Source organism: Tenacibaculum sp. M1.3A, from assembly GCF_057732375.1.
The window spans coordinates 461,721-477,520 of record NZ_JBYJEF010000002.1 but is presented as its reverse complement, the minus strand read 5'-3'; the positions used below and the strand labels follow the sequence as shown (position 1 = coordinate 477,520).

The window sequence follows — 15,800 nt, the reverse complement described above, 5'->3', positions numbered from 1 at the left end:
ACTGAGCTTTTTTATGCGTTGTTGTGAGGTTTGCGTTAGGGATTGAAGTGACATCCTTTTTTGAGGCACGAAAAAAAGATATAACGTAAAGCCCGACCTTTAGGTAACGCCCAACGACTACTCTTTAAACCAACTTGAATATTTTACGTAATTATTAGCAATTCGATCGATTTCTCCTGAAATTAATTCTTTAGAAACATCTTTAATTTTTTTGGCTGGCACACCGGCATAAACACTTCCGCTTTTTACAATTGTATTTTTAGAAACCACGGCACCGGCTGCTATTATCGAGTTTGACTCTACAACACAATCATCCATAATTATGCTACCCATACCTATTAAAACATTGTCGTGAATGGTACAACCGTGCACGATTGCATTATGCCCAACAGAAACGTTATTACCAATTGTTGTAGGTGATTTTTGATAGGTTGCATGGATTATTGCGCCATCTTGAATATTTACTTTATTACCCATTTTTATATAGTGTACATCGCCTCTTATTACGGCGTTAAACCAAACGCTGCACTCTTTTCCCATTTGCACGTCGCCTACAATTGTGGCGTTTTCTGCTATGTAACAATCTTCAGGTATTTGAGGAGATTTACCGTTTACTGCTTTTATAATTTTCATTCTTTTTTATTTAAAATATGATAATAAATTTGCTTTTTTTGATGCGGATACCATTACTTCTTTTCCGTTAGATAAAAGTACGCTTCCGCCCTTACCTTTTTTATATTTTACAACTTCGTTTACGTTTACCAAATACGATTTATGCACACGTACAAAACCACTTTCTTTTAAAAGATCATCAAAGTGTTTTAAGGTTTTACTAACTACTTTCTTCGTGTTTTCGAAATAGATTTCGGTGTAATTATCATCTGCCTTGCAAAATAAAATATCTGTAACTGAAATAACTTCAAAACCATCTTGTTGCGGAATCGTTATCTTATTTAAATTAGCAATGCTTTTAGTCGTTAAAACAGTATTTTCTAGCGTTTGTTCTTTTGTTTTAATTTCTTCAACTAAGTTTACTGCTTTAATCAATTCATCTATAGAAATAGGTTTTAATAAATAATACGTTGCTTGATTGTTTAAAGCTTCTATTGCATAATGATCGTAGGCGGTTACAAAAATGGTTTCGAAGGTTTGGTTTTCTATTTTCTCTAACAAATCAAATCCGTTTCCGTAAGGCATTTCTACATCTAAAAACACCAAATCTAATTCGTGTTCTTCTATTAATGCTTGTCCGTCTTTTATATTATCCGCTTCTCCTAACAGCTGAACATTTGGGCAATATTTTGCTATATAATTGCGCAAAATATCTCTACCAATAGCTTCATCTTCTATAATGATTGCTTTTAACTTCATCTTTAATTTTTCTTTAAAATCAATTCGACTTTTGTTCCGCTTCCGTCTTCAAAAACATTCGAAACTGTAACATCAATTTTATCTTTGTACATACTATTTAAAATAGCAATTCTGTTTTCGATAGTACTTATTCCTTTCGATTTTTGCTTTAGCTGATGCTTTGTTTTCATTTCCATCGATTTCTTTCTACCAACTCCGTCATCTTGCACTGTTATTAAAATCGCATTCGCTGTTTGCTGACGCATAGAAATTTCTAGGTTCCCTTTTTCTTTTTTATAACGGAGTCCGTGCCAAATAGCATTTTCTATATAAGGCTGCAATAACATTGGCGGAATAGAAAAGTTTTCTTTTTTGATTTTTTCATCAATAAACATTACATAATCAAACTTGTCTTTAAATCGATTATGCTCTAATTTTACATACAATTCTAACAGTTCTATTTCTTTTGCTAACGGAATAAAATCTTCATCAGAATTTTCTAAAACCGATCGCATTAATACTGAGAATTCTGACAAATAACGATTCGCACTTCGCTCATCATTTAAAGCTATAAAATTATTTACCGAGTTTAGTGCATTGAATATAAAATGCGGATTCATTTGAGATCGCATCGATTTTAATGCCAATAAATTATTCGCTAATTTTTGTTGTTTATTGGTTCGAAACATAAAATATGCCAACAAACTCATTAAAAAGAAACCTCCGATTAATGAATAAATAATCAGTTTTTGCTGTTTATTACTTTCCTGTATTAATTGCTGATCTTTATATGCCAAGCTAATTTTACTATCGCTTAATTGCTTGTCTTTTTCTAAACTTCGGATTCGATTTTGATTATTTGCTATTTTTTTTCCGAATCTTTTTACTTGTTGAATTTCTTGTTCTTTTTTAGAATATAAAGTATCCACCAACTTCACATAATCTTGATAACTCTCTAACGCTTTTGTATAATCTCCCACAGTTGCATATACTTCTGATAGTTTACGCGTTGCATCTTTTTCGATAATTAAATCTTCTTTACTATTGGCGTCTTTTATACTTTTCTTTAAAAAAGGAATAGCTTCGTTATAAGATTCTTTTTGAATATAGGCGTTACCTATTTTGTAATTTATTTTTTGAGAAGTAATAGAATCTACCAACGATTCTTTTTCTTCCGTTTCTATAACAATATCATCTGTGGCAACTAAACTTTGTTTTCGCAATTGAATTTCATCATCATACCTACGAGATTCATTATAAAAATCAGCTACTTTTTGTTGTTCTTTTAAGGCTCTTTTTTTATTTTCTTTGGATGCTAATTTTAAAGAATTCTGAAAATAACCATCTGCTTTCTTTGTTTTACCCTGAGCAGCAAAAACTTCTGCCAACTTAGAGTTTAAATCTGTTATTTTAGGTGTTACATAATCGTTTTTTGCAATTTTTAAAGCTTTGGTATAATTAGTAGTAGCTTTAGCATAATTTTTCTTTGCCATAAATACATCACCTAAACCTTCATAGCCTTTTAACTTTTCGTAATTGGTTAGTTCTCCTTCTAAACTTTCTTGATAATTCTTTTCACTATTATCAAATTTATTTACTAAAAACTGTGTTTTAGCCAATAACAAACGAACACTTGCTTTGTTATCTTCTTTTAAAGACACGCTATAATTCTCAACTGCTAAATCATATTGTTTCCAGTAAAAATAAACATCTCCCAACTCTTTATAAGTAGTTGCTTTTCGGCTTTTAGACGATGAGTTTAAAAGCATTTTTTCAATAGCTGCTAAACTTTTATCAATATCTTTTTTCTTGTAAAAATTTACAGAATCTAAATACTTCGGATATATATCTACTTTTTTTTGACCATAAGAACTTCGTTTTGATTTTCTCTTCTGATTAAAATCTTCAACCAATACTTTAACATCTTCATCATCTATAATTGTATAATAAATAGTTTCGAAACCAGCATGCGACATTTCTAATTCACTTCCCTTTTTAGCCTCTACAACATAACTGCCTTTTGTATTTAAAAACTTAAAAACACGGCCGTTTACCGCAACTCTCGCGTCTTTAATTTGCTGACGCGTATTTTCATCTACCACCTGAACTTTTACAGTAAACTCACGTTCTCTTTCTTTAATTTCTTGAGAAAAAACAGAAGATAACGTAAGTAACAACCCTGCAAATACTATTTTAAAAAATCTATTCATCTTTTATATATTACTGTAAACATACACACAAAAACTGAGTTCAAAAAATGAGATTCTTTAAATAATAACACTTTTTAATACTAAATAGTTGCTTTCACTCATTTTACAAACCACTTCACTCATTCGTTTTACCCACATACTCATTCGCTGTTTTATAAAAAGATAGTTCCTTGTAGATTTGACAGTATAAAACAACAAATTATGAAAATATTAAAACTTATTATCCTCCTTTTTTTAACAGTATCCACTTTTAGTCAAACTGTAAATAACAATAAACCAATTATTGAAGTTACCGGAAGAGCTGAGTTAGAAATTAGTCCTGATGAAATTTACATAAATCTTTATTTAAAAGAAAAAATGAAAAATGGTAAAAAAATAACACTTACCTCTTTAGAAGACTCTCTAAAAAGGGCATTAGCAACTATTGAAATACCAAAAACAGATTTATTTATTTCTGATATTAACTCTACAATTGCTAAAACAGGTTGGTTTAGCGAAGAGGTTTTATCTACTGGAAAATATTCGTTAAAAATTACGAGTGCAAAAAAACTTAAAAAAGTATTTGAAATTTTCAAGAGGCTTAAAATCACTGACACCGAAATTACAAAAGCAACACATTCTAAATTAGACTTCTACAAAAAGAAAAATAGAATTTCGGCAATTAAAGCCGCAAAAGAGAAAGCTAACTATCTATTAAATGCTATAAATACAACCACAGGAAAACCTTTAAAAGTAAATGAAACAGAACATCAACTACAAAACTTCGCGCAATTAAATCACTTAAATGTAGCCTCTGAATATAGTAGTATATCTAAAATGAAAAATTACAGAAAAGATATTGTACAGTTCGAAAATATCAAATTAACCTCTTCTATTTATGTTGTTTTTGAAATTAAATAAAAACAATATAATTAAAAATACTTTAAACAATTTAAAACATAAAATCATGAAAAACTACATCTTAAAAACAATCTGCATTTTTACTTTTTTAATATCAATAACAAGTTATGCTGCTAATCCTAAGAAAAACATCAAAAAACAAACAACCAAAGTAGCCTTGTTACTAGACACAAGTAGTAGTATGGACGGACTAATAAATCAAGCAAAAGCACAATTATGGGAAATTATAAATGAATTATCGCATGCTAAATGCGAAGGAATAACTCCTAAATTAGAAATCGCTTTATATGAATACGGTAACAGCAAACTTTCATCTAACGAAGGTTATATTCGTCAGGTTTTACAATTCACAAGTGATTTGGATGATATCTCTGAGCATTTATTTTCTTTAACTACCAATGGTGGTAGCGAGTTTTGTGGACAAGCAATTCAGACTTCGTTAAATGAATTAGAATGGGGAAATAATAAACGTGATTTAAAAATGATTTTTATTGCAGGAAACGAACCTTTTACACAAGGAAAATTAAATTATAAAGATGCAATTACCAACGCCAAAGAAAATGACATTACTGTAAATACTATTTTCTGCGGTGATTACAACCAAGGTGTTTCTGGCATGTGGCAAGACGGAGCAGTTTACGGTGGTGGAGATTATATGACTATTAATCATACAAAGAACATTGTACACATTGTAACGCCATACGATAACGATATTATTATTTTAAATAAGCGATTAAACAAAACGTACATCCATTATGGAAGTGCTGGGTATTCTAAATACACAAATCAAGCGAAACAAGATGCTAATGCCGAAACTTTAGATGAAGTTGTTGTTGTAAAACGTGCTGTTAGTAAAAGTTCTAAATTATATAATAATGCCGAATGGGATTTGGTTGATGCATCTAAAGAAAAAGAAATGGATTATAGTAAATTAAAGAAAAAACAACTCCCAAAAAACCTACAAACAAAATCATCAAAAGAAATAAAAAAATATGTTGATGCCAAACGCAAAGAGCGTAATGAAATTCAACAAGAAATTCAGCTATTAGATAAAAAAAGAAAACAATATGTTGCTATAAAACAACGAGAAAACAGCTCTAAAAACGAATTAGAAAGTGTAATGATTAAAGCAATAAAAAAACAAGCTAAAAAGAAAAAATACTCTTGGTAATCGCTAACAAAAAAAGCGTCATTCTTAGCAAAGCGCTAAAAATGATGCTTTTTTATTATAAAAGACAAGCCTTTTATTTTACTAATAAATCTTGCCCAATACTAATTTCATTCGTGTTTAGTTCATTAATTTTTTTCAACTCACTTACCGATAAATCATATCTCCTTGCTATCGAATATAAAGTATCACCTTTTTCTACCTTATGGTAATCGTTTTCTATTGTCGCTTTGGTGATGGTAGTATTTTTAAGTTTAATTCTGTCGTATTTTGTTAAATTGTATTTATTTATAATCGATATTAATTTTTGTGGATATCGTTTATCTGTCGCATAACCTGCTCTTCTTAATCCGTAAGCCCAACCTTTATAATTTGTATGACCAAGTTTAAATAAACTAGCATAACGACTTCTTGTGATTAAAAACTGCGAATGATCTTCGTATGATGTTTGCGGGTATTTGTATTTTCTAAAACATTCTCCTTTTTCATCATCATCATGAGTTACACTTTTTCCTTGCCAACCTTTATGGCATTTTATACCAAAATGATTGTTAGATCTAATTGCCAAAGCACTTCTACCACTACCCGATTCTAAAACTCCTTGCGCCAAAGTAATACTGGCAGGAATGTTATGCTCATACATTTTCTTTACTGCAATTGGTGCAAATTTTTCAATGTATGCAACTGTATGATTTGAGCTTGTTTTTAAGGGTTTATTTACTTGTTCTAACTGAGGCATTACAGGATATACTTCTTCTCTTTCTTGTAACGCCACTTTTTTGCGATTTTTAGTAACCACATTTTTGTTAGAACCACAACTTATAAAAAAAAGAGTACTTATTGCTATGTATAAAACTGATTTTATTTTCATTAAATTTTTATTAATGCTTGATTTTTATTTTTTAATTTCTGATTACACCCTACAATTCCTTGTAAACCTCCTGTATGAATTGCTACAATTTTACTGTTTTCTGGAAACTCATTCTTTTTAATCATTTCTATAATTCCGAAAAGCATTTTACTTGTATAAATAGGGTCTAACTGAATTTTTGTTAGCTCATTAAACTCGTTTATAAAACGAATTAAACCTGTATTATATTTTCCATAACCCCCAAAATGATACTCGGTTTGTAAACTCCAATTATCTTTACTTATTGTCAATTTCTCAATTTCTTTCTGTAAGAAATCACCTTTTAAGGCAGGAAAACCAATTACTTTCTGATGCTTTTTCGCGGCATTTATCAACCCTGAAATTGTTCCACCAGTACCGATAGCACAACAAATATAATCGAAATTCTTATCTTCTTCTGTTAAGATCTCTTCGCATCCTTTAATTGCCAGCTCATTCGTTCCGCCTTCTGGAATTAAATAGAAGTCGCCAAACTCATTTTTTAAATCACTTATAAATTCTTCGGATGTTTTATTTCGATACGCTTCTCTCGAAACAAACTTAAAATACATTCCGTTTTTATAGGCTTCTTTTAAAGTTGAATTTCCTGCCAACGTTTTTTCGAAATTCTTACCCAACTCATCTCCACGAATAATGCCGATAGTTTTAAAACCAGATAAATTCCCGGCAACAGCTGTTGCTACAATATGATTAGAAAAAGCGCCTCCAAAAGTTAACAACACTTTTTTATCTTGATTTTTTGCAGCTTCAATATTATATTTCAATTTACGAAACTTATTTCCCGAAACAAAGGGATGTATTTTATCTTCTCTTTTTATAAAGAGTTCAACTTTTTTCTCTTCTAAAACAGGAAGAAATATTTGTTGATTTTCACTTGTAAAAACCTGACTAAATAAAAGATTATTAATATTGTTCAACTCATAAATTTTAATGACGTAAAAATAAGAGAAAGGTTTGTTAATAAACGACTATTTTAAAGTTGATTTTATAATAGAAAAACACAAACTTAGTTAACAATATCTCTAAGTCGTTTTTAAAAAATTAGTTGTTTTAACTTTACAAAAAAGAAGTTATTTATCGAGAAATTTAAGCTCTATAATAATTTTAAAAAGTAACAGCGGTTTTGTTTAAAACAAAACCGCTGTTACTTTTAGAAGAAAAAATGGATAAACTACTAAAAATCAGAAACCTGTTCTTCTATTCTCTCCCAGTCAGCCATTAATTTTTCTAAACTTGCTTTTTTAGCTTTATATTTTTCAAAGAAATTAGGACGAGCAGAAACTTCATCATAATTATTTGCTAATTCTAAATCTATTTTTTCAATATCTTTTTCTAAATCAGCAATATCTTTTTCAGTCTTAGAAAGTTTGTTTTTAAGTTTTTTTAACTCTTTTTCTTGCTCTCTAGATAACTCTTGTGCTTCTTTTTTAGCTGTTGGTTTTTCAGCTTTAACAACTGTTCTTTTTTCCGCTTCTCTAAGGTTTTCCATCTTATGTTGATCTAAGAAATAATCAATATCTCCTAAATACTCTTTAATAACCTTATCTTTAAATCCGTAAACAGTTGATGTTAATCCTTGTAAAAAATCTCTATCGTGAGAAACTACAATTAAAGTTCCGTCAAAGTTTTTTAAAGCTGTTTTTAATACCGTTTTAGAGGCAATATCTAAGTGGTTTGTTGGCTCATCCATTATTAACACGTTAAACGGTGATAATAACAATTTACATAAAGCTAAACGGTTACGTTCTCCACCCGATAGTACTTTTGCCTTTTTATCTACAGCATCTCCACCGAATAAAAACGATCCTAACATATCTCTAACGCGCATTCGGTTTGTATCCGAAGCAGCATCTTCCATAATCTCTAAAACTGTTTTTTCTGGTGGTAATTCTTCTGATTGATTTTGTGCAAAATATCCTATTTCTACATTATGTCCTAGTTTTAAATTCCCTATAAACGGAATTTCTCCAACCATTATTTTTGCTAAAGTAGATTTTCCTTGTCCGTTTTGACCAACAAAAGCAATTTTACTGTTACGTTCAATCATTAAATCAACATCTTCTAAAACATGCTTATCTCCGTAACTTTTACTTAAACCATCAGCTTCAACAATAATTTTACCTGGTTCTTTAGAGATATTAAAACGCACATTCATTGCCGCATTATCATCTCCATCAACCTCAATAAGTTCTACTTTATCTAATTGCTTCATTAACGATTGCGCCATCGAAGCTTTACTCGCTTTGGCTTTAAACTTATTAATTAAGTGTTGCTTTTGCTTAATTTCTTTTTCTTGATTCTTCTGTGCTTGTAATTGCTTTTCTTTTATTTCGGCTCTTAAAACCAAAAATTCAGAATATGGTTTTTTATAATCATAAATCTGCCCTAGAGAAATTTCAATCGTACGGTTGGTAACATTATCTAAAAACATTTTATCGTGCGAAACCAATACGATTGCACCAGAATATGATTTTAAAAAGTTCTCTAACCAAATAATAGATTCAATATCTAAGTGGTTTGTTGGCTCATCTAATAGTAAAATATCATTATTTTGTAATAATAATTTTGCCAATTCGATACGCATTCTCCATCCACCAGAAAAAGTGTTGGTTAATTTATCAAAATCTTCACGCTGAAAACCTAAACCTTGTAAAATTTTCTCTGTATCTCCTTGGTAATTATACCCACCTAAAAGCTCATATCGCTCTGTAAGATCCGTTAAATCTATAATTAACTGGCTATATCCTTCACTTTCATAATCGGTTCTTGTAGCTAGTTGATTGTTAATATCGTCTAACTTTAACTCGATTTCTTTTATTTCTTCAAACGCCTGATATGCTTCTTCTAAAATAGTTCTTCCTTCTACGAAATCAATGTCCTGACGTAAAAACCCCATTCGAATATCTTTATCAAAAGCCATCGTACCTCCACTGGTTTCAATGTCTTTAGAAAGCACTTTTAAAAGCGTAGATTTTCCGGCTCCATTCTTACCAATCAATCCGATTCTATCACCTTTATTTAATTTAAAAGTAATTCCTGAAAACAAATCAGTTCCCATAAAAGAGACTGATAAATTGTGTACGTTTAACATATTATTTGCGTAAATTTGAAAAGCGCAAAGCTACTTAAATTATGATTAGGAAAGGAACAAAGTTATACAGTGTTTTAAAAGGTAAATGCCCACGTTGCCACGAAGGTGAATTCTTTAAGCATAACATTACAATTAACCCTAAAAAAGTAACACAGTTGCATGATAATTGCCCTAGTTGCAACTTAAAATATATGATGGAACCTTCTTTTTTCTTTGGTGCCATGTATGTAAACTATGGCTTATCGGTTGCTTTGTTTGTAGGTGTTTTTATTATTTCTAAAATGATTTTTGGCTTAACAATACTGCAAAGCTTTATTTCAATCATTATAGTTTCTTTATTATTGATACCTTTTACGTTGCGTTTATCTAGAATTATTTGGATAAATATTTTTATTGGATATAATAAAGACGCGAAAGAACTGCAGACTGAAAAATAATTAATCTACAAATCTTTTTATATCAGTATCTTTATCTAGTTCATCTCCTTTTTCTAGGTGATTAAATAGGTTTTTAGCAATTGTTGGCCCAATCATAACGCCACGTGTTCCTAAACCGTTTAAAACAACTAACTGCTTGTGTTTTGGGTGAACACCTATCATTGGTCTTCTATCGCTTACAGTTGGTCTAATTCCTGCGGTATGGTCTTTTATAGTGTAAGGAACTGTAATTATTTTCTTTAATTTCTCTTCTAACTCATTCTTAGCTTCTACTGTCGGATCACATGTTTTATCTGTCCAATTAAATGTAGCTCCAACTTTATAGTTATCATTACCAATTGGCATTACAAAAAAACCTGATTTTAATAAAAAATCTATTTTTAAAGTCGGCGCATGAATTACGATCGACTCTCCTTTTACCTCGTTTAACGGTAAATAATTAAAAAATGGATTCTTTTTTATTCCAAACCCTTCACAAAAAACTATTTTATTCGCTTTTATATGCTGATATTTAACACCATCATGTGAAACTTCTAATTGATCATATTCAAAAGACTTTTCTATTAATCTATTCGAATTTTTAATATAATCTCTATATGATTTTACTAGTAAAGCAGTATCTATCCTACCAGTTCCTGTTAGTTCTCCAAAACCAAATTCACCAATAACACCTTCAATCTTTTCTTTACTAATTATAGGATTCATATAATGTAATAACGTTGGTTTATCTAAAGCTGAAAACCAATTATTACCATCACCAACACTTGTAAATGCTTTTTTTATAGAAAACTTGTAATCTAATTTTACACCTAACTTATCTTCTAAAGTTTTATAAAAAGGTAGTGCCGTTTTTATTTGTTCATGCCCATTCCATGCAGCATTAAAACGTTTTAATATAACTGGATTATATACACCTCCTGCAACTAAAGAAGAAGTTTGCGAGCTGTTTTCAAAAATCACAAACGATTTGTTTGCGAGCTGTAACTCTTCTGCAAAAGCGATTCCTGCCAAACCTAAACCTACAATAATATAATCTACATCAATATTCATGCTCCAAAAATACTATTTATTACAACAAAAAAGAGCTTGCATAGCAAGCTCTTTTTAAATTTTATAAGAAGTATGAAATTAGTAATTCCACATATCCATTTCACGGTCACGAATACTTTCTTTAACTCTATCCGCTTCTAATAACTGAAATAAAGAATTACCTCTAACATAATCTTTAATAGACCTGTCTCCGTAAATATTCTCTTCTTTCATTATAGTAGAAGTAAACCTTCTAGCGTTTAACAAGTTGTCATACGATAATGGATGCGCTGAGTTTTTAGGATTAAATACTTTTGAAGCATGCAATGTTTCTCTTGCATCTGGAAAAAATACCCAGAATAATTCGTAAACATTTTCTTTATCATCAATTTCTTCAACACCTAAAACTTGCACATCCGGTCCCATAGGCGCTAATGCAAGCATACGATACTTTAATTCTCCTCCACGCTTATCGAAATACCAAAGACCTTTAATTAAGTATCCTTTAATATCCGCAGATTTTATTGAGTAGGTATCCATATTTCCGTAACCATCGTCACGTTCATTAGAAGTTACTTTATCAATATCTTCCATCGCTATTTTAGTAGTAAAATAAGAATCACTATAAACCTCTTTAATTTCTCCATTACTGATACCTTTTAATAAGGTATCAAACAATGAACGTCTTGTTAAACCAGCATTTGTAGTATCAATTGGGTAATAATAAGGTAAATTAATTTTTTGATTTAAATCTACATATTCCCACACCACTTTAGACCATAACACATCTCTATCGCTTATATAGCCATAAGGAAGTGGTTTATCATCTTCTGAAGCAATTTGGGCTTCAGATTTAAATCCAATCTCTTCAACCTTTTGAGAATTTAAGAGGTTAGCTTGTGCACCTACAAAACTTGTTGTTGCAAGGGCAAATAAAACCATATAAAAACGCTTCCAATTCATACTTTTAATTTTTACTTATTAATTAGTAATCTCAATACTTACAGGTAATACTTTCTTAATCTTGTAGTTAGAACCTGAAACTGATGCTTTAATATCGTAAATAGTAATTACATCATTTCTTCTAGCTTTGTTAAGCGCCTGTTTTGCTCTAGCTGTTAAAGCTCTACCAGTTACTGGAATAGCTAACTGCCCTGGAACTTTAATTTTAAAACTAGATACATTTAATTTTAAATCGAATAAGAAATCAGGTAAACCTGCTGCAACACTAATTCTAGCAACACTTGCCTTAGGCATTTTCACTGTACCATACTGACCTCTTACCATACCTACCGCTGGTGGTATGTCTTTAATTCTGTATTTCTTAGGAGTACTAATTTTTCCTCCTCCTGGTAATGTTGCAGAAACTCTAATAGTTACTTCTGTTCCTTTACCTGGGTTCATAACATATTTATCTCCTTTAACTCTTCTTAAACCTGGTGCAGATGCAGAAACTTTGTTTCCTGAAACTCCTGGTACAGATATTGTTAATGGATTAGATAACCCACGGTATACAACATTCATTTTATCAGCAGAAACAACTGCTTCATTTGGCTTAGGAATAACTGAATAACCTCCTAAAATAGGAATTGTTACTAAAGAATCGTTTTCCATAAACTGAAACTCTCCTTTTAATTCCTTATCTCCTACAGAACCTGCTGGCCCATCTAAGATAACCTGACCTGCTTGAATTTTATCAGCTGGCATTTCTTCACCGTTAACGATAACTTTTTCTGCCGTTAAGTTAGGATCATTTTTTCCTAAAACAATTCTACCAGATAATTTTTCACCAGGATAGTAAGCATTTTTATCAAAAATAACCATGGCATCATAGTTCGTCATTGATACTGCACTTTCTAACTCACCTTGTAACAATGCTGTTAAAGCATCAGCCTCAGTAGTTTTAATATCTGCCTGAATTTGTGTTAACTTTGTTAATGATGCAATTAAAGGAAACCCTTCATAATTATACTTTAACCAGTTTTTTGTTACTCCCTGACTTTTAACATCATTTGTATTAAAACGAGCTGCTACTACACTAGATAATTCCGATTGTCCTAAAACAGCTAAAGATTGTTCTCTAAACTGATTCATTTTATCTACAAATTCTTTTCCTTTAGGGGTAATTTTTCCACCTGCGAAAAAGTATTGATCTAAAAACCCAGACTTATCCATAGATTCATAAGCTTTCTTATCTTCTATCTCTGTAGTCATTTGAGTTTTCAAATCTCCTATATAGACAAAAAACTCATCAGCCATAGCTCTAAGCTTATCTGTTTTCTCTTTTGCCTCACCATATTGCTTTGCTTGTTCAGCTGCTTTAAGTGCTAAAAGATCGTACGATGCTTTATTTTTCTCGGTTGCTCTAATATTAGATTCCGATAATTTTTCATTCATTAATCCAAATGCTGATAAAACTTCTTTACTCATATTCATTGCTAACATCGCAATAAACACAAGATACATTAAGTTTACCATCCTTTGCCTTGGTGACTGTTTTCCTCCTGCCATCTTTAATTAGTTTGTTTAGTTAATAAAAATTAGATAAAACTAATTAATTATTTAGTTGACATTGCCGTTAACATTCCACCATATACTCCGTTTAAAGAAGATAAGTTAGTTGCTAATGATTGCATTTGTTCTTGTAAACGTTGAGAATTCTCTACTAAAGAAGAGTTTAAATCTGCTTGTTTACCTGCATTTTCTACTTGTGTAGTATACAATCCGTTTAAAGATTCTAATTTTGCAGCTGCCATAGACATTTGCTCGTTATACTGGTTTGTAGAAGATACTGTTTTAGAGGTAGCTGTTAATCCTTCTGCAGCTCCTTGGAAATTTTTAATACTATCTCCTAAACTAGAAATTAAAGTTGCATCTAATTTTGCTTCTTTTAAAATACCATCTAATTTTTGAGATAACATACTTTGTGCTTCTTCTGGTGAAGCTTCTTTTCCTTTTTTACCTAAAGATTGTCCGTCTGATAATTCTGGATACACTTTTGTCCAATCTAATTCATCTTCAATAGGTTCAAATGCCGAAATAGCAAAAACTAATGCTTCTACAACAAGACCTAAAGTAAGTATCATACCTCCTGTAATTGGTCCGAATGAAAAGTGCTGAATCTTACAAAGAGCTCCTATAATTACTACAGCTGCTCCTAGTCCATAGACCATGTTAAAAATTTTCTTAGTTGATTTTGATTGTGACATAATTTTTTTGATTTTTTTGGGGATTGTTATATTTATTCTTGTTTATTTACTTACTCTTATTTGTTCCTAAATAATCTTGTACAGTTCTAAAACCAATGTAACTTCTAGCAGTATCAGCATATTCCCAGTCACGAGAACTTACTTCTAAAAAGTATGCTACATCTTTCCAAGAACCACCTCTAATTATTTTTCTTCGATTTTCTTTAATCTCTACATTAGGATTCATTGTTGACCCCATGTAGTAAGACATTTGATTGTACGCTGTATTTGTCCATTCGGCAACGTTACCAGCCATATTATACAATCCGTATTCATTCGGATTAAAAGAAACAGCTTCTACAGTATATAAAGCGCCATCAGCAGCATAATCTCCACGAACTGGTTTAAAGTTTGCTAAAAAACAACCTCTATCACTTGTAGTACTAGGTCCACCCCAAGGGTATTTACCATAATTTAATCCACCACGAGCGGCATATTCCCATTCCGCTTCAGTAGGTAATCTAAAAGAAGGAACTAATCCTAATTTCTTTCTAGAACGTTGAAAATTATTTTTTGTTTGAGTTCTCCAGTGACAAAATGCTTTTGCTTGGTTCCAAGTTACACCAACTACAGGATAGTTTTCATAAGCTTTGTGTGCAAAATATTCTTGGTGCATCGGATCATTATAAGAATAATTAAAATCTTTAATCCAAACAGTAGTATCAGGATATACATTAATAACTTCATCTTTCATAAAGTCTTTTCTGTTTTTACCTGTTTTTGCAGCTTGTTCGTTATCGAACCAATAATATCTATAATTTAATAACTTCGTGTTAAATGTTCTTATTCCGTTTAAAGCTTCGTCTTTTTTAAGATATAAAGAATCCATCACTTCAACATAATCAACATCTGGATATTCTTGCTGTTCCCAAATAAGTTCTTCTTGCCAGTTTAATGGTTTTAAAGAATCTAATCCTTCACCTAACTCATAATAATTTTCACGCATATACTTTGCATATGGTGATTCGTTAATTGTATCTGACGAGGCAAATGCATATAACTGAATACCTTCTGGATTTTTACCTGCATTAGCAGGATCTATGTCTCCTCCTGAAGCAAATTCAGCTTGGTACGCTAATTTTGTTCTTGTAATAGAATCTCTTACCCAAAACACAAATTGCTTGTATTCACTATTAGTAATTTCAGATTCATCCATATAAAAAGGCTGCACTGTAACTGTTTTAGTTGGTGCATTCATAGCTCCTAATGGGTCTTCATCTTGCTTACCCATAGTAAAAGAACCTCCAGGGATCTTAGCCATTCCGAAAGGTTTTTCTGCAAACCATTTTCTTTTCGACTTCTCTCCTACTAACTCTCCTCTATCTCCACTTGAACCACAAGCGTAAATCAGAGATACTAACAATGCAAATACTACTATTTTTTTCATATTATTCCTTTCTTATAAAAGAGGTCGTAAACCTATTATTTTTTTTATTAAAAAACAATTACGTGCTATA

The 15,800-nt window shown here is 30.9% G+C and carries 14 protein-coding genes; 3 read left to right on the top strand and 11 right to left on the bottom strand.

Features of this window, described 5'->3' with window-relative positions:
* Positions 1-117: 117 nt before the first annotated feature.
* Genes AC28QF_RS04875 through AC28QF_RS04865 form a run of 3 tightly spaced genes read right to left on the bottom strand, consistent with a single transcriptional unit; the run spans position 118 to position 3,560 of the window.
* Complete coding sequence (locus AC28QF_RS04875; protein ID WP_488200493.1) at positions 118-633, bottom strand: gamma carbonic anhydrase family protein; 516 nt, start codon at positions 631-633, stop codon at positions 118-120.
* A gap of 6 nt (positions 634-639) precedes the next feature.
* Complete coding sequence (locus AC28QF_RS04870; RefSeq protein WP_488200494.1) at positions 640-1,371, bottom strand: LytR/AlgR family response regulator transcription factor; 732 nt, start codon at positions 1,369-1,371, stop codon at positions 640-642.
* 2 nt (positions 1,372-1,373) lie between these two features.
* Positions 1,374-3,560 (bottom strand): tetratricopeptide repeat-containing sensor histidine kinase, encoded by a 2,187-nt coding sequence (locus AC28QF_RS04865; protein ID WP_488200495.1) that lies wholly within the window; start codon positions 3,558-3,560, stop codon positions 1,374-1,376.
* A 201-nt stretch (positions 3,561-3,761) separates the two neighbouring features.
* On the opposite strand from AC28QF_RS04865, the gene AC28QF_RS04860 reads away from it, so the two are divergent.
* Positions 3,762-4,460: an SIMPL domain-containing protein gene (locus AC28QF_RS04860; RefSeq protein ID WP_488200496.1), complete on the top strand. Its 699-nt coding sequence runs from the start codon at positions 3,762-3,764 to the stop codon at positions 4,458-4,460.
* Positions 4,461-4,506: 46 nt separating this feature from the next.
* Complete coding sequence (locus AC28QF_RS04855; protein ID WP_488200497.1) at positions 4,507-5,631, top strand: vWA domain-containing protein; 1,125 nt, start codon at positions 4,507-4,509, stop codon at positions 5,629-5,631.
* 73 nt (positions 5,632-5,704) lie between these two features.
* Here AC28QF_RS04855 and AC28QF_RS04850 read toward each other — a convergent pair whose 3' ends face one another.
* The 3 genes from AC28QF_RS04850 to AC28QF_RS04840 all read right to left on the bottom strand — a co-directional run bounded on the left by AC28QF_RS04850 (position 5,705) and on the right by AC28QF_RS04840 (position 9,629).
* Positions 5,705-6,499 carry a glucosaminidase domain-containing protein gene (locus tag AC28QF_RS04850; protein WP_488200498.1) on the bottom strand — a complete coding sequence of 265 codons (795 nt, stop codon included), beginning with the start codon at positions 6,497-6,499 and terminating at the stop codon, positions 5,705-5,707.
* Positions 6,499-7,455 carry a 1-aminocyclopropane-1-carboxylate deaminase/D-cysteine desulfhydrase gene (locus AC28QF_RS04845; protein ID WP_488200499.1) on the bottom strand — a complete coding sequence of 319 codons (957 nt, stop codon included), beginning with the start codon at positions 7,453-7,455 and terminating at the stop codon, positions 6,499-6,501. Before AC28QF_RS04845 ends, AC28QF_RS04850 begins: the two co-directional genes overlap by 1 nt.
* A gap of 257 nt (positions 7,456-7,712) precedes the next feature.
* Complete coding sequence (locus AC28QF_RS04840; protein ID WP_488200500.1) at positions 7,713-9,629, bottom strand: ABC-F family ATP-binding cassette domain-containing protein; 1,917 nt, start codon at positions 9,627-9,629, stop codon at positions 7,713-7,715.
* Between the two features lie 41 nt (positions 9,630-9,670).
* Here AC28QF_RS04840 and AC28QF_RS04835 point away from each other — a divergent pair, with 41 nt between their 5' ends.
* A complete protein-coding gene (locus AC28QF_RS04835) occupies positions 9,671-10,066 on the top strand; it encodes a DUF983 domain-containing protein (RefSeq protein WP_488200501.1) in 396 nt (131 codons plus the stop codon).
* Here AC28QF_RS04835 and AC28QF_RS04830 read toward each other — a convergent pair whose 3' ends face one another.
* The 5 genes from AC28QF_RS04830 to porK form a co-directional block, all read right to left on the bottom strand.
* Positions 10,067-11,116 (bottom strand): NAD(P)/FAD-dependent oxidoreductase, encoded by a 1,050-nt coding sequence (locus tag AC28QF_RS04830; protein WP_488200502.1) that lies wholly within the window; start codon positions 11,114-11,116, stop codon positions 10,067-10,069. It lies immediately after the preceding gene.
* A 78-nt stretch (positions 11,117-11,194) separates the two neighbouring features.
* Positions 11,195-12,058 (bottom strand): type IX secretion system ring subunit PorN/GldN, encoded by an 864-nt coding sequence (gene porN, locus AC28QF_RS04825; RefSeq protein ID WP_488200503.1) that lies wholly within the window; start codon positions 12,056-12,058, stop codon positions 11,195-11,197.
* A gap of 18 nt (positions 12,059-12,076) precedes the next feature.
* Positions 12,077-13,606 (bottom strand): type IX secretion system motor protein PorM/GldM, encoded by a 1,530-nt coding sequence (gene porM / locus AC28QF_RS04820; protein ID WP_488200504.1) that lies wholly within the window; start codon positions 13,604-13,606, stop codon positions 12,077-12,079.
* A gap of 47 nt (positions 13,607-13,653) precedes the next feature.
* Positions 13,654-14,304 (bottom strand): type IX secretion system motor protein PorL/GldL, encoded by a 651-nt coding sequence (gene porL / locus AC28QF_RS04815; RefSeq protein WP_488200505.1) that lies wholly within the window; start codon positions 14,302-14,304, stop codon positions 13,654-13,656.
* Positions 14,305-14,350: 46 nt separating this feature from the next.
* Positions 14,351-15,730 carry a T9SS ring complex lipoprotein PorK/GldK gene (porK, locus tag AC28QF_RS04810; protein WP_488200506.1) on the bottom strand — a complete coding sequence of 460 codons (1,380 nt, stop codon included), beginning with the start codon at positions 15,728-15,730 and terminating at the stop codon, positions 14,351-14,353.
* Between the last annotated feature and the right edge of the window lie 70 nt (positions 15,731-15,800).